We start from the raw sequence: 20,028 nt of genomic DNA on the forward strand, positions 1-20,028 counted from the left end.
TATAGTGGATTTGGACGGGTTACCACCTGACTTATCCATTATAAAGGACTTTTTCTTTGCACAAAATAATAAAATTGAACATTTTAAGTATTTCCAATAGTCAAATTAAATTAACGCAACACTAGTGGAAAAATGTTATAATATTATTGTTATACAAATTTGTGAGGTGGCGAACATGCAACGAACTGCAGAAAATATATCAGAACAAAAAAAGGAAGAGACTATGGCTTATTCTAGAACAAATCCATTTCAAGCAAAGGTTCTTAAAAATATTAATATAAATGGACCTGCTTCTAATAAAGAAACAAGACATATAGAGTTGTCATTAGAAAATTCCGGCCTTTCATACGTACCGGGAGATTGCCTTGGGATTTTTCCGCAAAATGATCCTGATTTAGTTGCGTCTATCCTTGAAGAAATGAAGTGGGATGCAGAAACGCCTGTAATTGTTGATAAGATTGGTACAACTTTACCACTGAAAGCAGCTTTATCCACTCACTTTGAAATTACGTTATTAACAAAGAAAATTTTACAACAAGCTGCTGAACTAACTGAGAACACGGAGTTAAAAAGGCTAGTAGCAGCCGAAAATATTGCTGAATTAAAGGAATATGTGGATGGTCGTGATTTACTTGACTTGTTGCATGACTTTGGACCATGGACCGGATCAGCTCAAGAAATTGTATCTCTTTTAAGAAAATTGCCACCACGTCTGTATTCTATCGCAAGCAGCTTTGTTGCTCATCCTGGGCAAGTACATTTAACCATTGGTGCCGTACGATATACAGCCCATGGACGTGATCGTAAGGGAGTATGTTCAGTACAATGTTCAGAACGTCTTGAAGAGGGCGATAGCATTCCTGTATTTATTCAACAAAACAAGCATTTTAATCTTCCTGAATCTGACGAAGCAGATATCATTATGGTTGGACCTGGAACAGGTATCGCCCCATTCCGTTCATTCATTCAAGAACGTGCCGTGGGTAAAGCAGCAGGTAGATCTTGGTTGTTCTTTGGAGATCAGCATGCGGAAACAGATTTCTTATACAAAGAAGAGTTAGAGGGCTATGTAAAGGAAGGTTCTTTAACAAAATTAGAGACCGCGTTCTCTCGTGATTCAGAACAAAAAGTGTATGTCCAACACAAGATGCTTGAAAACAGTAAGGAAATTTATGAGTGGCTAGAAAAAGGTGGATATTTCTACGTTTGTGGAGATAAGACTTATATGGCTAAAGATGTGCATGAAGCACTGATCACGATTATCGAAACAGAAGGTTCGCTTTCACGTGAAGAGGCTGAAAGTTATTTAAATGATTTAAAAAAGCAGGGTCGATACCAGCGTGATGTATACTAATAGTAAGAGAGCTATTCGAACATTCGAATAGCTCTTTTTTTATATATTTTTTAAACGAGACAAAAGCTCTAATATTGGAATAATATCTTTAGGGTAACATTATCAAAATATACACAGTCCTTTTCTAAAAGAAAAACTTACTTGACACTACTCTGTAGTGACATTATAGTTACTTACATAAAGTAACTAAGTGATAATTATTGAGGAGAATATGGTAATGCAGGTGAAAAACGCAGGAATTGAAATTGGTCTATATACGCTTGGTGATATTATACCAGATCCTCATACAGGAAAAGTGATTAGTCCAGGTAAAAGATTGAAGGAAATACTCGAGGCAGCAAAGCTTGCTGATGAAGCAGGGCTTGATGTCTTTGGGGTTGGAGAGCATCACCGTTTAGATTACGCAATATCTTCTACGCCAGTTGTACTATCAGCAATGGCTCAACTAACCAAAAATATCAAATTAACGAGTGCAACTACTGTTCTAAGTACCGTTGACCCTGTTCGTTTGTTTGAGGATTTTGCAACATTGGATTTACTTTCTAATGGACGAGCAGAAATCATTGCTGGGCGAGGGGCTTTTTTAGAATCGTTCCCACTCTTTGGTTTTGATATTAATGAATATAATGATTTATTTTTAGAAAATATGGATCTATTTTTACAGTTAAATCAACAAGAGAAGATCACTTGGAAAGGCCAATTTCGATCATCATTATGGAACGCAGAAATTTCTCCAAGACCGCTCCAAGATAAGCTACCCATTTGGGTTGGTGTTGGTGGTTCACCAGAAAGTGCTGAACGTGCAGGTATGCTTGGGGTTGGAATGGCTGTAGCGATTTTAAGTGGAGATTCGATGAGGTTTAAGCCATTAGTTGATTTGTACCGACAAGCTGGTAGTAAGGCAGGACACTCATCGGATAAACTAAGAGTAGGAGTTACTGGCCATGGGTATTTTGCAAGTACCAGCCAAAAAGCAAGAGATGAATTTTACCCTTATTATTCTGTATACAAGTCATATGTCAATCAGCAATTAGGCAAAACAGGAAAATTATCAAGAGAAGAATTTGATCAATTGACAGATCCTGACACAGCCCTTTTTGTGGGTAGTCCGCAACAAATCGTGGAGAAAATTCTCCGTCAACATGAGCTTTTTGGCCATCAGCGCTTTATAGCGCAAATTGATATTGGTGGGTTACCGTTCGAAAAAGTAGCGGAAGGGATCGAGATATTAGCCACAAAGATAGCTCCAATCGTGAGGAGAGAAATAAGTAAGTAGAAGTGAAAATAATAATGAAAAGAGGTTACCTTTTTGACACAGACAAAATTTGATTCAAAAGTTCTTTCTGTTTTAGAAGACAAAATTCAATTAATTAAAACAGGTAAAGGAGCCATCTATTTAGTTGGTCCAATTAAACTACCTGTTAACCTTTACGGTGAAACAGTTGTTTTTCAATGGTATTGTTGGTTAAATTGTGATGAAGTAACAGAAGACTTTGAAAAAATTATCAACAAATTATCTTCTGTTAACTTAGCCGAACTACAACAATCCAGCGTTCTAGCATATGGAGATTTTTCTTATGGGGAAGATGCCATTATTCGAATGCATTCTATCTGTCATACAGGTGATATTTTTGGAAGTAAGAGATGTGATTGTGGATATCAATTAAAACAATCGATGAAGATGATTGTTGACCATGGAACAGGTGCATTATTTTACTTGGCTAATCATGAAGGGAGAGGGATTGGTTTATTTAGTAAAGCAATGGCCTATATTCTCCAGGAAAATGGCTACGATACAGTCGATGCAAACGAAAGTCTAGGTTTTGTAGATGATTCTAGAAATTATTCAGATGCGATTCAAGTACTAAAGGCACTTCGCTCAAAACCAGTTACCCTTATGACAAATAATCCAAAAAAGCTTGAGGCATTAAAAAATGCAGGGCTAACAGTCTCAGATAGAAAACCATTATGGGGAGATATATCCGAATACAATGAAAATTATCTTCAAACAAAAATTAAACGTTCTGGCCATTTAGAAGAAGAAGGGAATTGTCCAAATGACTAATGATGAATTTTATATGGACTTGGCATTGAATAATGCCTTAGCCATGAAAGGACAGACAGATCCAAATCCATTAGTCGGGTCTGTAATCGTCAATAATAATCGGGTAGTAGGAATTGGGGCGCATTTAAAAGCGGGCGAACCACATGCGGAAATTCACGCCATACGGATGGCTGGTGATCAGGCGAGAGAGGGAACCATCTATGTAACCCTTGAACCTTGCTCTCATCACGGGAGAACGGGTCCTTGTGCAGTAGCGATTGTAGAAGCAGGTATTAAGAAGGTAGTTATTGCGACACTCGATCCAAACCCCGTAGTTTCAGGAAACGGTGTAAAAATCCTTAAGGATGCGGGTATTGAAGTAGTTGTTGGGGTAGGAATGGAAAAATCTCAACGAATGAACGAAGTGTTCAATAAATTTATTGTTCAGAAAAAGCCGTTTGTCACATTAAAATCAGGTATTACACTTGATGGAAAGATCGCCACACACACTTCCGATAGCAAATGGATTACTTCTGCAGAGGCTAGAGAAGACGTTCACCATCTCAGAAATCAAAATATGGGTATATTAGTAGGAGTAAATACAGTGATTAAGGATGATCCGGAATTAACTGCTCGTATTCCTAATGGAAGGAATCCAATTCGAGTGATAATGGATTCAACTTTAAAACTTCCACTTGATTCAAAGGTTGTAACAGATAAAAAGGCAGAAACATGGATTTTTACTAGTGACACCTACGATAGAGAAAAGAAACAAACATTAGAGAGTATGGGAATCAATGTATTTCATACATCTGGAAAAAAACAAGTAGACCCTACCGAAGTGGTAAGTATATTAGGTGAAAAGCTTGTATCTTCTCTACTAATTGAAGGTGGAGGAGGAATTAATGCGTCCTTCTTTGAAAATCAGCTGATAGACAAAGTTGTTCTCTATATGGCTCCAAAGTTAATCGGTGGGAGTATGTCTCCATCGTTTCTTGGAGGGAGCGGTGTAGAAAAAATGAAGGATGCTGTGGAACTTTCAGATGCATCGATTACCCAAATTGGGAAAGATTTTAAATTTGTTGGTTACCCAATTTATAAATGAGGTTGATTTGCTCGTAACTCATGAAATATAGTAAAATGAATGGAGTTCATTCATTTGAGGTGGTAATGATGAGTCACACCAATGAAAAATATGATAAAATTTTACAAGCTGCCATTGAAGTTATTTCTGAAAAAGGTCTAGACAAAACATCTATTTCCGATATTGTAAAGAAAGCTGGCGTTGCACAGGGGACTTTTTATCTCTATTTTCGATCAAAAAATGCACTAATTCCAGCCATTGCTGAAAACTTACTTATGTATTCACTCAGCAATATAAAAAAGAGAGTAGTAGAAACGACAACTTTTTGGGAAAAAATAAAGGTGTTTATTGACGAAACCTATCGTATAACGGATGAATACAAAGATGTGCTTGTTCTTTGCTATTCGGGTCTTGCATTAGAGTATTCTTTAGAAACCTGGGAAACGATTTATACACCTTATTATCATTGGTTCGAGGAGATCTTACAAAATGCGATCGTACATGAAGAAATTATTAGTAATTTCCATGTAGAGTGGACATCAAAAATGATTATTAATCTTGTCGAAAATGCAGCTGAGCGTTTTTACATAGCTAAAGATCAAGACATGGAATTAGAAGACTCGAAAGAAGAACTATTCCGATTCCTAGAGAGGTCATTATCAATAAAATAAGAAAATGATTCTATCAAAAACGACAAACAACACACTGTGTTTGTCGTTTTTTATTTACCTTAAAAAATAGATTCTTGTTTAAAAATATCTTGCATTCTCTTCCATCATGAAATAAGATAGTCTCAGTTGAAAGCGATTTCATTAAATATCTGTTCGATTTATGTCAGATCATCTAACGAGGAAGTGGAAAGAATAGAAAAGTATGAGTATATTAACTAAGAAGGAAGGTTTCTGAATTTACAGTTATATGAATGACGATCAGTCATTTTTAGTAAATAGAAGGGAGGTTATTAATTTTTTACATGTAGAGAAGAGCACATGTAAAAAATTATCTAAATATTGAAAAAATATTCTGTTTGGGGGAAGATACATGCCGGCTGAAAGAATTGAATTAAGAAGGTCACTTAAGCTATCGCATATTGTGTTAATGGGTATTGGGTATATGACACCTATGGTTGTTTTCGATACCTTTGGTATTGCTTCCGAAGCTACAGCAGGTCATGTTCCTACAGCATATATCCTAGCCTTGGTTGCAATGTTGTTAACGGCACTTAGTTATAAACAGATGATTCAAGTTTATCCAACCGCTGGATCTGCTTATACGTACACTCAAAAGTCAATTAATCCACATTTAGGATTTTTAGTTGGATGGGCAGCGCTAATGGACTATTTATTTTTACCGATGGTCAATGCCCTTATTTTTCAAATCTATTTATCTTCTATCTTTCCAGAGGTACCTGAGTGGATATGGGTGGCAGGATTTGTTATTGTGGTGACCTTCTTTAACTTAATGAGTATCAATTCAACGGCAAATTTTAATACTTTCTTAGTTATTCTACAAGGAACGATTATTTTATTGTTTATTGGTGTCGCTATTAAATATTTATTAAGTGACGGCGGTGTAGAACAAGCATTCTCCATTCAGCCATTTTTTGAACAAGGGTTAGATTCATCACTTCTAATAGCCGGTGCGACGTTAATGTGTTTTTCATACTTAGGATTTGATGCGGTGGCAATGCTAGCAGAAGAGACACCACACCCAAAAAAGACTATTCCAAAGGCCATTTTTCTTACTGCGTTACTAGGTGGATTGATGTTTATTGTCACCTCCTATTTTATTCAGCTCCTTTTTCCTAATCCTCAAAACTTTACTGACCTAGAAGCATCATCTCCAGAAATCGCTGCCTCAATCGGAGGAGCTATATTTCAGATTATCTTTATTGCTGGGGGAATAGCTGGCACACTTTCGTCTGGTATTGCTTCACATGCGAGCGTATCGAGACTGTTATATGTTATGGGGAGAGATAAAATCCTACCGGAGAGAATCTTTGGATATGTACATCCCAAGCTTAGGACTCCAGCTTTAAACATTATTATAGTAGGAATTGCTTCTCTATCTGCGATCTTTTTCAGCCTGGCGACGGCTGCTTCATTTATTAATTTTGGAGCATTAATTGCTTTTACATTTGTAAATTTATCAGTCATTGCACATTATGCCTTTAAAAACAAACAATACACAACATTAAAGGGCTTGTTTTCATATGTCATTATGCCATTGCTAGGTGCGGGAGCAATTTTTGTTTTGTGGTTAAACCTTGAAAAGAGTTCTATTATTCTTGGTGCCACATGGCTTGCCTTCGGACTTTTGTACCTAATATATCTTACGAGAATGTTTACTAGAAAGATTAGTAATATCGAATTTAATGAAATGGAAGAGCTTGAACCAACTACGTTAATAAAGATGTAAGTCTTTTATAAAAAATAGAAGGGGTGCGAGAAGAACAACATGCACCTACACGGAATAACAACCCCCCTTCCTAATTGGAAAAAAGATGGAGATATTCACTTGATCTTTTTTTGTTTTTCACTTATATTCAGATTATTAAAATAATTTTGTGTTATTTTATTTTTTAGGATTAATAATGAATGACAGTCATTCATAACATTTAACAGAAAGTTGAGGCGATAAAATGAACATGTTACATTTTTTGATTCCAGTACTCCTTTCAATGGATTTATTTTTGAATGTGACTCAACCATTCAAAATAAATTACAGGAGGAAAATAAAAAATGAAATATCCATTATCGCCCGAGGTCAAACCTGAATTTTGTACAACAGGATCTTTTGTGAGACTACCAGAACAAAGAGAGAATGCCAAACTAGCCATAATTGGCATGCCTTTTGATACAGCTGCTTCCTTTCGGGTAGGAGCGCGTTTTGCTCCTCAGGCTATTCGACAAGCATCTATGACTTTGTTTCCGTACCATCCTATTCACAAGGTGTATCCTTTTGATGAAACAAATGCCATTGATATCGGAGACGTTTCTGTCATCCCTCATAATATTCATAAAAGCTACGAACTTATGGAAGAAGCAGTTAAAGGACTTATGGAAAAGGGGATCATCCCTATTGGACTAGGAGGAGATCATTCAATTACTCTTGCAAGTTTACGTGCCGCAGCAAAAGTCCATGGACCCGTAGCGTTGATTCACTTTGATTCCCACACGGATACTTGGGATACGTATTACGAAGAAAAGTATTGGCATGGTTCTCCTTTTATACGTGCACATGAGGAAGGTTTGGTTGATCCGTCCAAGGTCTTTCAAATCGGGATAAGAGGTACGCTCAACCATCCTGGCGACGTTCAAGAGAGCTATGAATTAGGATATAACGTCATAACTACTCACGATCTAGAACAAATGGGATTTGAGAGCGTGCTTACAAAAATGCGAAATGTCATTGGTGATACTCCCGTCTTTTTAACCTTTGATATCGACTTTGTTGACCCCTCCTGTGCCCCAGGGACAGGTACGTTAGAGGTAGGTGGGTTCAGTAGTAGAGAAACATTACAAATGATTCGATCTCTTACTGGATTCAACTATATTGGATTTGATGTAGTAGAAGTGCTGCCTCAGTATGATCAAACGCAAATCACCGCTTTATTAGCAGCTACTATTGTGCATGATTTTGCTAGTTTGGCTGCGTTGAAGATAAAAGAGCAGAAGGAATAGAATGTGAGAGAGGGAGTTGAAGTACTTCCTCTTTTTTTGTTGTTTGAAATAATAATTTGCTTGTTTATAAAAAAATCTCTTGCAATAATTGCTAATTTATATAAAAATTAAGTAAGCGCTTAACTAAATAAATTAGTGCATCTCAGATTTAAATTTAGGAGTGGAACGATGAAAGTAACTATATATGATGTTGCCAGGGAGGCAAACGTATCAATCGCAACTGTCTCTAAAGTAATTAACAATACAGGTAGAATAGGAGAAAAAACAAAAAGAAAAGTAGAAGAAGTGATGAAGAGGTTGGATTATCAACCCAATATGATGGCTTCTGCTTTAATGGGGAAACAAACGAAAACAATTGGACTTCTTATTCCTGATTTAGCAAATCCATTTTTTTCTGAGCTTGCACGAAGTATAGAGGACCGTGCCCATGAGTTTGGATACAATTTAGTGATCTGTAGTACAGATTATTTGCCAGAAAAAGAAAATAAATACCTTAATCTGCTTAAAAGAAAGAATGTAGATGGATTTATTTTAGCGTCGGGCTTTGAAAACTTAGAAAAAGTAGAAGAAATGGTGAGGGAACACGTGCCTGTGGCCATTGTTGCTAGAGACTTCCCCATGTTTTCAATCAATACAGTTGCCCTAGACGATTTTATGGGGGGGTATTTGGCAGCTTCTCATTTGATGAAGCTTGGGCATCAAAAGATTGCTGTTATTGCTAGGGATGTATGGAGTAATAGGGAAAGACTTCGTGGGTTTAAACAAGCATTAGAAGAGAAAAACATCAAGTTTATGGGGAATTTTGAATATATTGATGGTCCGAGCCATGTGGAGCCAGGTAAGAAAATGGCACTTAAATACCTTACAGATGATGATGCTCCTACGGCTATTTTTGCTTGCAATGATTTATTGGCGATCGGTGCTATCCAGGCTGTAAAAGAACTTGGAAAAAGCGTTCCTGATGATGTTTCTATTATGGGGTTTGATAATACACTTATTGCAACTATTGTGGAGCCACCATTAACTACCATTGCACAACCCATTCAGAACATGGGAAAAGAGGTTTTGGATCTAATTATATCTATGATCAATGGGGAAAAAAAGGAGGTAATGCGCTTAACATTATTGCCTTCGCTTGTAGAAAGAAACTCAACGTCACCATTGTAGCAAGCTAATGGTATAGTAATATAATAGTATAAAATATTCAAAATTTTTTAATAAAACGGTTGATTTTTTATAAAGTATTGAATACAATTTAACCATCGAGAATTTGATAAAGCGCTTAACTAAAAATGAGTATCTTTGTTAGCTTAATAAACTAATAGAATAAAAGAATTATTTTTGACTCTAAAAGTAAGCGCTTAACACACTTGATTTAGCAACTATACATATCAGCATATTACGTATTTTTTTTGAAAATTAGAGTAAGCGCTTTCTGGAAGAAAAGAAAGGAGCCGATCAGTTTGAAAGCATTAGTAAAAGTAAAAGCAGGCGTAGGTAATGTTTCTTTATTAGACATCGATGATCCACCATGTCAAGCAGATAAAGTTAAAGTAGAGGTGAAATACACCGGAATTTGTGGAACGGATCTACATATCTACCATGAAACGTTTAAAAACTATCCTCCTGTCATTATGGGCCATGAGTTCTCTGGTATTGTTTCCGAGGTAGGTACCAACATTACCAAGGTAAAGGTTGGAGATCGAGTCACAGTTCTTGGTTCCACTGCCTTAACCTGTGGAGATTGTCACTATTGTAAAACTGGCCATTATATGTTTTGCTCCAATCGAAGAGGGATGGGACATGGGGTCGACGGAAGTTTCACGAAATATGCAGTTGTTCGGGAAGATATGATTTACAAGTTACCTGACCATGTGAGTCTTGTGGAAGCTGCGATGTCTGAACCACTTGCTTGTGCCGTGCAGGCTATTGAAGAATTAACTACGATTCAAGTGGGTGATACCGTTTTACTATCTGGCCCAGGTCCAATAGGATTGATTTGCTTATCTCTTCTAGCAGTTAAAGGGTGCAAGGTGATTGTAGCAGGTACATCATCGGATGCATTGCGATTGAAGATTGCAAAAGAATTAGGTGCTGATGTCGTCGTCAATATTGATGAACAGAATCTTGACAAAATTATTGAGGACGAAACCAAGGGTTTAGGAGTAGATGTAACAGTTGAGTGTGCTGGTGCTGGTCCATCCATAAAGAGTTGTTTGAAGTCACTAAAAAAGTTAGGAAAACATATACAAGTTGGCATAGCTGGTAGAGAAATTACTTTAGATTTTGACTTAATTCTTTATAAGCAAATCAAGGTATACGGATCACTCGCACATTCGATGAAAACGTGGGATCGTGTCATCCAAATCTTAGAACAGAGGAAGGTCAACTTAACCCCAATTATTACTCATAAGCTTCCACTGTCTGAATGGGAAGAGGCATTTCAATTATGTGAGGATAAACAATGTGGAAAAGTATTACTAAGCCATGATTAAGTGGCAATTAATCCTATGATTCAATATGGAATAAAGGAGGAGAGTTGGGATGTCTAGTATAAAAGTAGAGTCTTCAGATAATCTAGACTTGGCTATTCCTAAAATTATGAGTGTAGCTTATCTACAAAAACCATTGGAAGTGAGTATTGAACAAGAGGATGTTCCGTCCGTCTCTGGGAGAGAAGTGCTTGTCAAGGTGATGGCTGTAGGGATTTGCGGATCTGATGTGCATTACTATGCTCACGGCAGGATTGGAAATAGACTTGTTACCTATCCGCATATTCAAGGACATGAATGTGCTGGAATTGTCGTTGCAACAGGAGACAAAGTGACTCGGTTTAAAGTCGGCGACCGTGTTGCGGTTGAACCAGGTGTTGCCTGCATGTCTTGTTCGTGGTGTAAGGAGGGGAGGTATAATCTCTGCCCGGATGTACAGTTTTTATCTACACCACCAGTAAAAGGGGCATTTGTTCAGTTTTTAAAGCATCCTGAAGAATTTCTATTTCCTATTCCAGAGTCACTTTCATTTGAACATGCGTCCTTAGCAGAACCTCTTTCGGTAGCCATTCATGCAGTCAACAGAGGGAAGTTAAAACCCGGATCAACTGTAGTCATTACAGGAATGGGGCCCGTTGGGTTAATGACGGTAGTAGCTGCTAAAGCTTATGGTGCAAAAGAGATTATTGTAACGGATATGGAGCCCTTACGACTAGAGACCGCTCAAAAGCTTGGTGCTACCCAAGTCATTGATATATCAAGTACAGATACAATTAAAGAGATAATGCAAGTAACCTCAGGGTTAGGGGCTGACCTAGTCTTTGAAACTTCTGGTAATGTAAGAGCCTTGCAATCTACTATAGAGATGGTCAAGCGAGGTGGTTCAGTTGTAACAATAGGCTTTCCAAATACAGAGGAAGTCCCATTGAATGTGACACTTATGCTGCAGAAGGAAATAGATCTTTTCTCTGTGTACCGATATACCAACACGTATCCATTAGCCATTAATATATTGGTAGACTTAGGCAGTCAAATCGAGCCCATTATTACGGATCGATATTCTTTAGAACAAATAAACGAGGCAATGTATCAAGCTTATGCGAATAGAAGTAATAGCTTGAAGGTAATTGTTTTTCCAAACTAATTTTTTAACTAATAGATAGTGGGCACAAGGGGAGAAGAGAAAATTTCAATAAATATTACTTATTAAAATAAAGGGGGAAATAGAAATGAAGAAACTGGTAAAAGGGACTACACTGGCAGCTGTACTAGCAATGACGTTAGCAGGATGTGGGGGTGGGGCAGAAACTCAGTCTGCCAATGCTGATGCTTCAGAAAAAAAACAAATCGTATTGGATTTAAGTATACCTGAGCCAGAAGGCGCAAAGTTCGATGTGGCAGCAAAGGCTTTCAAAGATGAATTAGAAGAATTAACCGACGATCAATTAACCGTAAAAATTCACTATAATAACTCGCTTGGTGGAGAACGAGAAGTGTTTGAATTAATGGGTATGGGCTCGTTGGATATGGCTGTTCAATCTGCTGGGCCAATGGGTAACTGGGTTTCAGAATTTAATATGTTTGATCTTCCTTTCCTTTTTGATAATCTTGAACACGCTCGAGCTGTATTAGATGGTGAAATAGGGGATGAACTTGCTCAAAAATTTGAAACAGAAACAAATGTAAAAGTACTTGGTTGGGTTGAAAATGGTTTTGTTGCAACATCTTCAAATAAACCTATTAATAGTGTGGAAGACGTAAAAGGTTTAAAAGTTCGTGTGCAGGAAAATGAGTTGCAGATTGATGCATGGAAAGCATATGGAGCGGATGCTACACCAATGGCATGGACTGAGGTGTTTACCGGATTACAACAAGGGGTTATTGATGGTCATTCTAACTCATTAGCAACCATTCAAACATCAAAGATCTTCGAAGTTCAAAGCCATGTCGCTTTATTAGGAGACCGCTATTCTCCAGGTCCGATTTCTATTAGTAAGAAAACGTTTGATAGTCTTACACCAGAGCAACAAGAGGCTGTTATTAAGGCAGCTGAGCATGCAGAACCAATTGGAAGACAAGCAAACGATGACAAAATTAATGCAGCAGCTGATTTCCTTAAAGAACAGGGCTTGGAGTTAACAGAACCTGATAAGGAATCGTTTAAAGCAAAGACCGATTCTGTATATAAGAAATGGGCACCTAAAATTGGTGAGGAAATGATTGAAAAGGTAAAGAATTTTAAGTATTAAGATCCTCTTGAGGGCAATATGAACGGTGAAAATATTGTCCTCCCCTTTAAGGAGTTGAAAAAATGAAGAGCATAAGTGGAATGTATATTCGAACCATCGATAAGTTAAACAAATTTTTTGGCTATGCCTTAGCCTGCATATTGGCATTTATGACGATTATTATCTTCTGGCAAGTAGTTGCAAGATACGTAGTAGGCTCCTCGCTGGCTTGGTCAGAGGAACTGTCACGATTCTTGATGATTTTAATGATTTTAATTGGCTCTTCCTTAGCTCTTAGAGATAACGAGTTAATATCCGTGGAAATTCTTCCGGAAGTTCTAAAAGGAAAAGCTAAAAAATGGCTAATTATCTTAGTGCATTCCATATCGACTTTCTTTTATATCGTCTTAATGTTCTATGGGTGGAAAGTAGCGCAAAGTTTCGGAAATCAAATCGCCCCTGGAACAGGAATTTCAATGTTTTTTATTTACCTTTCCTTACCTCTTGGAGGCTTACTGCTTCTATTAAATACGATTACATGTATCTTAGAACAGTTTCTAGGAAGAAAGGAGTGATGGGATGTTACCAGTATTTTTTGTGTCTCTATTTGTCTTCATATTTTTAAGCGTACCGATCGCGTTTTCTTTGGGTCTGTCAACTGTATTAGGCGTGTGGATGCATGATACCCTTCCTTTGGAGATTGTTCCTCAAAGAATATTTGTTTCTATGAATTCCTTTCCTTTGATGGCGATCCCTTTCTTTATTCTTGCTGGAAATTTAATGGGTGCAGGGAGTATGTCAAAGAGACTAGTTAATTTCGCTAGTTCACTAGTTGGCCATTTTACCGGTGGATTAGCCATGGTGGCAATTGTTACATCCATGTTTTTTGCAGCTATTTCTGGTTCGGGAGCAGCAACTACGGCGGCTATTGGATCCATACTGATTCCTGCCATGGTAGCCAGAGGTTATAAAATTGAATATGCAGCTGCCAACCAGGCGGTAGCTGGTGCTCTAGGTATTATTATTCCACCGAGTATCGCGATGATATTATATGGAGTAGCAGCTGAGGTTTCAATTGGCGATCTTTTCATAGCTGGAATTCTTCCAGGATTATTGATTACTTTTTCTCTACTGATAAGTGCCTTAATAATTGCAAAGCGAAGAGGTTACGTTGGAGAAGAACGTAAAACTTTTCCGGATATAATTAAATCGTTTAAGGAATCTATTTTAGCCTTGTTAATGCCTATTATCGTCTTAGGAGGAATCTATTCAGGAATATTCACACCAACAGAAGCATCGGTCGTTGCGGTTGTATATTCTTTTGTAGTCGGGTATTTTGTTTACCGAGATCTGACCATACAACAAGTGGCTGATACATTAAAGAAATCCGCTATAAGCAGTTCTGTCATTATGATTGTAATTGGGACTGCTGGATTATTTGGGTTCTTTATTGAAATGAATGGTGTACCGGGTATGATTTATAGTTCTATATCTGATGTCATAACAAATAAATATATCTTCTTAATTATCGTTAATATCATTTTATTTGTGGCTGGGATGTTCCTAGAGGGTGGAGCAGCAATACTAATATTTGTGCCATTATTATTAGGTACTGCAGTTAATTTAGGAATTGATCCTGTTCACTTTGGGGTCATAATGGTGTGTAACTTAGCGATTGGCCTAGTAACACCACCGGTTGGCATTGATTTATTTGTGGTATCACAGCTAACGAAGTTATCGATTGTAAGAATTGCCAAAGCAGTCATTCCATTAATTTTTATATTAATCGTAGACGTGCTAGTGATTTCTTTCTTCCCGCCACTTTCTACTTGGCTGCCATCTTTATTAAAATAGCATGATTGTTTGATTAAAAAGCAAGATAAGTTCATCTTCTTATCTTGTTTATTTTTCTCTATTTGGTAAAGCGCTTAACTAAATATAATCATTTGAACTAAAGGAGGATTTTATTATGAATTCATCGTTAAGTAAGGAAAAAATAATGCTTCTAAAAGAGAAAGCATCTGAGGCTAGGAAACTGATTATCGAGACCGTTCATCATGCAGGTGCAGGTCATATTGGTGGTCCAATGTCAGCAACCGATATTCTAACCAATTTATATTTTCATGAAATGAATATCGATCCAGATGATCCAAAAAGTGAGGAAAGAGATCGATTTGTATTGTCAAAAGGACATTCAGCGATTGGTCTCTATGCAGTTTTAGCATTGAGAGGCTATTTACCAGTTGAGGAACTCCAAACCTTTGATTCATTAAATTCCCGTCTACAGGCTCATCCAGATATGAACACTCTACCTGGTCTTGACATGTCTACTGGTTCTTTAGGTCAAGGAATCTCTGCGGCTGTTGGAATTGCGTTAGGGGCAAAGCTTCAAGGTAAAAGGTACCGAACGTTCTGCATGATTGGAGATGGAGAATCTCAAGAAGGGCAAGTATGGGAGGCTGCGGATATCGCTTCAAAATATGAACTCGATAATTTAGTTGGCATCCTTGATTATAACAAGTTGCAGCAATTTGGTTGGTGTGGAGAAGAGAAGTCTAGAAAGAGTCCAATTCATGACCCAAAAGAAAGATGGGAATCCTTTGGCTGGCACGTGATTGAAATTGACGGACATAACCAAGAGGAAATAGAGAAAGCATTCAATGAAGCAAGAGAGGTAAAGACAAAACCAGTTATGATCATTGCTAACACAGTAAAAGGTAAGGGTGTTTCATTTATGGAAAACCAATATCTATGGCATTCGCGTATCCCGACAGATGCTGAGCTAAAACAGGCGAAAAAAGAACTTGAAATGGGGGCATTGTAATGAAAAGTGTAGTTCCACAAAAAAATGTATCAATGAGAGACGTGTTTGGCGATACACTGCTTAAATTTTCATTGGAATCCAGTCGAGTGTATGCGATAGATGGTGACTTAGCGAACTCTACCAAACTAGATACAGTGGCTAATGGCAATCCAAAGAAGTTTCTACAAATGGGAATTGCTGAACAGAATATGATGAGTGTTGCTGCTGGCCTTGCGACAACGGGCTTACAGCCATGGGCATGTACATTCGCTGCCTTTTTGTCCAAACGGGCAATTGACCAAATACAAGTTCAAATTGCACAGCCAAAGCTAGATGTAAAAATGATTGGTGCTTATAGCGGTTTATTAACTGGTGTTACAGGAAAAACACACCAGGCACTTGAAGATATTGCGATCTTCCGCGCTCTTGCCAATATGGTTGTTCTTGCACCTGCAGATGCCATAGAAATGAAGCAAATGATGGAGTTTGCACATAAGTACGAAGGGCCTGTCTATATACGAATCGCACGTGATCCGTATCCTGTAATTGTTGATGGTAAATATCAATTTGAATTCGGGAAAGCTGCTACCTTAAAAGATGGAAAGGATGTAACGATTATTTCGACGGGGACACAAACATGTCGTTCATTAGCTGCTGCGGAACAATTAGATACAGAAGGGATTTCAGTCGCGGTTGTTCATATGCCTACGATCAAACCTTTGGATACTGCTGCAATTATTAAAGCAGCAAAAAGCACAGGAGTTATTGTAACCGCTGAGGAACATAGTATTTATGGTGGATTAGGAAGTGCAGTGGCAGAGGTACTAGTTGAAGAATGTCCAGTACCGATGTTACGTGTAGGTGTAAGAGATGTAAACTCTGAATCTGCGAATAATGACGACTTGCTTGAAAAGTATGGGCTTTCTGAAGGACATATTGTAAGAACAGTGAAAGAAGCATTGAAGAAGAAACAAAAATAAACAAATGAGAGGGGACTGGAAAGGATGCAAACGAGTATCGTAACGGAAAAGCTTTTTATAGATGGAAAGTGGATCGAAACGTCAAACACACACAAAGTGTATAACAAATTCACGGGTGAGCTTTTTTCAGAAATTTGTGTAGCTGATGAATTGAGAATAAATCAGGCAGTTGAAGCAGCGGTCCATGCACATAAACATACGCAGTTTCCAGCCGATTTCCGCTACCAAGTATTGATGAAAACGGCTGAACTATTGTTACAGGATGTTGATGCTTTAGCAGAGATTATTGCGAAGGAAGGGGGAAAGCCGATCACTGATGCTAAGGCAGAAGTGAGACGTTCAGCCTCTACCCTACAGATCGCTGCAGATGAAGCAAAAAAGCTAGTGGGTGAAATCATCCCGAACTACAATGTACAAGGCCGCTTTCTTTATACAATTAAAAAACCGGTCGGAGTAGTCGCAGCGATTACACCGTTTAATTTCCCACTGAATTTAGTAGTTCATAAAGTTGCACCTGCACTTGCAGCAGGTAATCCAGTGATTCTAAAACCAGCATCCGACACAGCCACCATTGCTATTAAACTATGTGAATTGTTAGAACAAGCCGGTGTTCCTAAAGGTTACTTACACTGTGTAATAGGAAGCGGTGGAACTGTAGGGGAACAGCTTTTAAACGATGAAAGAATTTCTCATTATACATTTACTGGATCACCAGCAGTAGGAAAGCATATACAAAAAACGATTGGTTTAAGAAAAGCGACATTGGAGCTTGGGTCAAACTCTGCTACGATCGTTCATGGAGATGCGGACATTTCGAAAGCAGCCGCAAAACTTGCTAAGATGGCATTTGCACATGCTGGACAAATATGTATTTCAGTACAGAGAATATTTGTTCAAAACTCAGTAAAGGAAAAGTTTCTTGAACTATTTTTAAACGAAGTATCTCGCCTAAAGGTAGGAGATCCTCTCGACCCAGAAACCGTTGTTGGTCCGATGATAAGTGTAAAAGAAGCGAAGCGAATTGAGCAGTGGGTAGAGGAAGCTGCATCTGCTGGTGCAGAAATACTAACAGGCGGAAAACGTGAGGGAAGTATTTATTATCCGACAGTCATTACAAATATAAAAAAGGGAATGAAAGTGGCAGACGAAGAAGCATTCGCTCCAGTAGTAACTGTGACCACGTACGAAACCTTAGAAGAGGCGATTGAATTGGTGAATGATTCAAAATATGGCCTTCAAGCTGGTATTTACACATCTGATTTAAGTCTTTCTTATAAAATTCCATACCTTCTTGAAGTTGGTGGAGTTGTAATCAACGATACTTGCTGTTTCCGGACAGATCAGATGCCATATGGTGGAGTAAAAGAAAGTGGGAATGGCAAGGAAGGTCCAGCTTACGCCATTCAGGAACTTGTTGAAACAGTAACTGTCGTAGTAAACCTCGAAGATTAATATAATCTATAAATAAATATTTTAGAAGGGTTGGTTAAAAATGAAAACCTTTAAGATTGCCGTCATCCCAGGTGATGGAATCGGTCCCGAAGTGATTAATGAAGGAATCAAGCTGATGACTCGAATCGCTGAATTGGACGGACGAATGAAATTCCAATTTACACATTTCTCATGGGGATGCGAATATTATTTGAAGCATGGGAGGATGATGGATGAGGATGGTATTGAACAGTTGAAAAGCTTTGATGCCATCTATCTTGGGGCAGTTGGCTATCCAGGTGTTCCAGATCATATTTCACTTTGGGATCTCCTTTTAAGAATCCGTAAAGAGTTTGATCAATACGTAAATATTCGCCCTATTACTCTTTTAAACGGTGCACCTTGTCCCATAGTAGGAGGAAGTAAAGATACGATTGATATGCTCTTCATCAGAGAGAATAGTGAGGGAGAGTATGCAGGAGCTGGAGACTGGCTTTTCAAAGGAAAGCCTCAGGAAGTGGTTCTCCAGACAGGTGTCTTTTCAAGAGTAGGTACCGAGCGAATTATTCGTTATGCATTTGAAACAGCATCTAGAGAAGGAAAGACTCTAACTAGTATTAGTAAAGGAAATGCCCTGAACTATTCAATGGTATTCTGGGATCAAGTGTTTGAGGAAGTGGGTAAGGAATACCCAAATGTTCAAACCTACTCCTATTTAGTGGATGCAGCAGCTATGTTTATGATTAAGGATCCAAAGAGATTTGAAGTAGTAGTAACTTCGAACTTATTCGGTGATATACTAACCGATTTGGGAGCGGCACTGGCAGGAGGATTAGGATTGGCGGCTGGAGCTAATATTAATCCAGAAAGAAAGTACCCTTCCATGTTTGAACCGATTCATGGATCAGCACCAGATATTGCTGGAAAGGGCATGGCAAACCCACTAGCAGCTATTTGGTCTGCCAGTCAAATGTTTGACTTCTTTGGTTTCGAGGATATTGGGAAGCAGATCCTCCATTCCATGGAGAAAACACTAGAAGAGGGTTCAATACTTACTCCAGATTTGGGTGGTTATGCTTCTACTTCAGAGGTTGGGGCAAGTGTGGGTGAAATATATACGGAAATGATAAAATCACGGACATCAGTATGAAACATAACCTAAACAACAGATAAAAGTGATAGTTAGACCTCGAATTTAGTTCTATTGAAGTAGATGATAATTTAGAATAGTACAAGTAAATTAAAGGGGGTTGGTAGTTAAAGAATTACCAACCCCCTTTTTCTGTTTAAAAAGGAAGAAAATCCATTTAAGGAAAGTGGATGGTGTGATCTTATTGAAATAGGATGGGTAAGAATCATGCATTGTATGGTATTATTCGAATATAAAAAACCAACATACAATTATTATATTAAACCACCTATGGAGATGATAAGCATGGTCTGGACTATTTTGTTTTTAATTCTTATAAGTCTAGTAAAAGTATTACCAACCGTTCTTCCACTAGGAGCAGTGGAATGGATTATGAGTAAGTTTGCAACTCATGCGAAGCTTGATGATCAAAAGGTTTCAGTAACTATAGATAATTTTTCTTTAGATCATGAAGAGAAGATGGTATTTATTAAGTACTTTAATGAAGCGATCTTTATGGAGAAATATTATATTTATCCAGGAACAGAACAGTCATTTTTACCACCAGAAAAGAATGGAAAACACATCATTATTGACGCGAAAATGGGGAACATCGATGTAAGACTATATCTATATAATGAAAGAAACTCAATCGATGTAGTCAAACAGTTCAAGAAAAAGGTAATAGTATATAATATCCATTCAGAAAATTTACAAGAGTACTTTATAGCAAAAGGTGAGAGAGTCATTTAATCTTTAACAAAAACGAAAGGAATCACCAATGTAGGTGCCTTTCGTTT

Annotated in this window: 18 protein-coding genes; all 18 read left to right on the forward strand. The window is 37.8% G+C overall.

What is annotated here, in order from left to right; translation table 11 throughout:
- Positions 1-175 precede the first annotated feature (175 nt).
- The 18 genes from ACFFHF_RS15025 (at position 176) to ACFFHF_RS15110 (ending at position 19,981) form a co-directional block, all read left to right on the forward strand.
- Entirely contained in the window at positions 176-1,354 is a 1,179-nt protein-coding gene (locus ACFFHF_RS15025) for a sulfite reductase subunit alpha (RefSeq protein ID WP_160547906.1), read from the forward strand.
- A 217-nt stretch (positions 1,355-1,571) separates the two neighbouring features.
- Positions 1,572-2,630, forward strand: coding sequence for an LLM class flavin-dependent oxidoreductase (locus tag ACFFHF_RS15030; protein WP_160547907.1), 1,059 nt, complete (start codon positions 1,572-1,574; stop codon positions 2,628-2,630).
- A 33-nt stretch (positions 2,631-2,663) separates the two neighbouring features.
- Positions 2,664-3,419, forward strand: a complete 756-nt coding sequence (locus tag ACFFHF_RS15035; RefSeq protein ID WP_160547908.1) for a GTP cyclohydrolase II RibA — start codon at positions 2,664-2,666, stop codon at positions 3,417-3,419.
- Entirely contained in the window at positions 3,412-4,503 is a 1,092-nt protein-coding gene (ribD, locus tag ACFFHF_RS15040; RefSeq protein ID WP_160547909.1) for a bifunctional diaminohydroxyphosphoribosylaminopyrimidine deaminase/5-amino-6-(5-phosphoribosylamino)uracil reductase RibD, read from the forward strand. Before ACFFHF_RS15035 ends, ribD begins: the two co-directional genes overlap by 8 nt.
- 65 nt (positions 4,504-4,568) lie before the next feature.
- A complete protein-coding gene (locus ACFFHF_RS15045) occupies positions 4,569-5,153 on the forward strand; it encodes a TetR family transcriptional regulator (protein ID WP_160547910.1) in 585 nt (194 codons plus the stop codon).
- Positions 5,154-5,523: 370 nt separating this feature from the next.
- On the forward strand, positions 5,524-6,900 hold the full coding sequence (locus ACFFHF_RS15050; RefSeq protein WP_160547911.1) for an amino acid permease: 1,377 nt from the start codon (positions 5,524-5,526) through the stop codon (positions 6,898-6,900).
- 323 nt (positions 6,901-7,223) lie between these two features.
- The gene (speB, locus tag ACFFHF_RS15055) at positions 7,224-8,165 is read left to right on the forward strand and encodes an agmatinase (protein ID WP_160547912.1); all 942 of its coding nucleotides are present in this window, start codon (positions 7,224-7,226) and stop codon (positions 8,163-8,165) included.
- Between the two features lie 168 nt (positions 8,166-8,333).
- Positions 8,334-9,332, forward strand: a complete 999-nt coding sequence (locus ACFFHF_RS15060; protein ID WP_160547913.1) for a substrate-binding domain-containing protein — start codon at positions 8,334-8,336, stop codon at positions 9,330-9,332.
- Positions 9,333-9,628: 296 nt separating this feature from the next.
- Positions 9,629-10,660 (forward strand): alcohol dehydrogenase catalytic domain-containing protein, encoded by a 1,032-nt coding sequence (locus ACFFHF_RS15065; RefSeq protein WP_160547914.1) that lies wholly within the window; start codon positions 9,629-9,631, stop codon positions 10,658-10,660.
- 49 nt (positions 10,661-10,709) lie between these two features.
- The gene (locus ACFFHF_RS15070; RefSeq protein WP_160547915.1) at positions 10,710-11,801 is read left to right on the forward strand and encodes an NAD(P)-dependent alcohol dehydrogenase; all 1,092 of its coding nucleotides are present in this window, start codon (positions 10,710-10,712) and stop codon (positions 11,799-11,801) included.
- Between the two features lie 85 nt (positions 11,802-11,886).
- Positions 11,887-12,906 (forward strand): TRAP transporter substrate-binding protein DctP, encoded by a 1,020-nt coding sequence (locus ACFFHF_RS15075; RefSeq protein ID WP_160547916.1) that lies wholly within the window; start codon positions 11,887-11,889, stop codon positions 12,904-12,906.
- A 62-nt stretch (positions 12,907-12,968) separates the two neighbouring features.
- Entirely contained in the window at positions 12,969-13,460 is a 492-nt protein-coding gene (locus tag ACFFHF_RS15080; RefSeq protein WP_160547917.1) for a TRAP transporter small permease subunit, read from the forward strand.
- Between the two features lie 4 nt (positions 13,461-13,464).
- A complete protein-coding gene (locus ACFFHF_RS15085; RefSeq protein WP_160547918.1) occupies positions 13,465-14,739 on the forward strand; it encodes a TRAP transporter large permease subunit in 1,275 nt (424 codons plus the stop codon).
- Positions 14,740-14,854: 115 nt separating this feature from the next.
- Positions 14,855-15,709, forward strand: coding sequence for a thiamine pyrophosphate-binding protein (locus tag ACFFHF_RS15090; protein ID WP_160547919.1), 855 nt, complete (start codon positions 14,855-14,857; stop codon positions 15,707-15,709).
- The gene (locus tag ACFFHF_RS15095) at positions 15,709-16,668 is read left to right on the forward strand and encodes a transketolase C-terminal domain-containing protein (RefSeq protein ID WP_160547920.1); all 960 of its coding nucleotides are present in this window, start codon (positions 15,709-15,711) and stop codon (positions 16,666-16,668) included. Before ACFFHF_RS15090 ends, ACFFHF_RS15095 begins: the two co-directional genes overlap by 1 nt.
- Before the next feature lie 24 nt (positions 16,669-16,692).
- Complete coding sequence (locus ACFFHF_RS15100; RefSeq protein WP_160547921.1) at positions 16,693-18,120, forward strand: aldehyde dehydrogenase family protein; 1,428 nt, start codon at positions 16,693-16,695, stop codon at positions 18,118-18,120.
- Between the two features lie 40 nt (positions 18,121-18,160).
- The gene (locus ACFFHF_RS15105) at positions 18,161-19,249 is read left to right on the forward strand and encodes a tartrate dehydrogenase (protein WP_160547922.1); all 1,089 of its coding nucleotides are present in this window, start codon (positions 18,161-18,163) and stop codon (positions 19,247-19,249) included.
- Between the two features lie 285 nt (positions 19,250-19,534).
- A complete protein-coding gene (locus ACFFHF_RS15110; RefSeq protein ID WP_160547923.1) occupies positions 19,535-19,981 on the forward strand; it encodes a YfmQ family protein in 447 nt (148 codons plus the stop codon).
- Positions 19,982-20,028: the final 47 nt, after the last annotated feature.

The organism is Robertmurraya beringensis (genome assembly GCF_042433785.1).
In the GTDB taxonomy this organism is placed as follows: Bacteria; Bacillota; Bacilli; order Bacillales; family Cytobacillaceae; genus Robertmurraya_A; species Robertmurraya_A beringensis.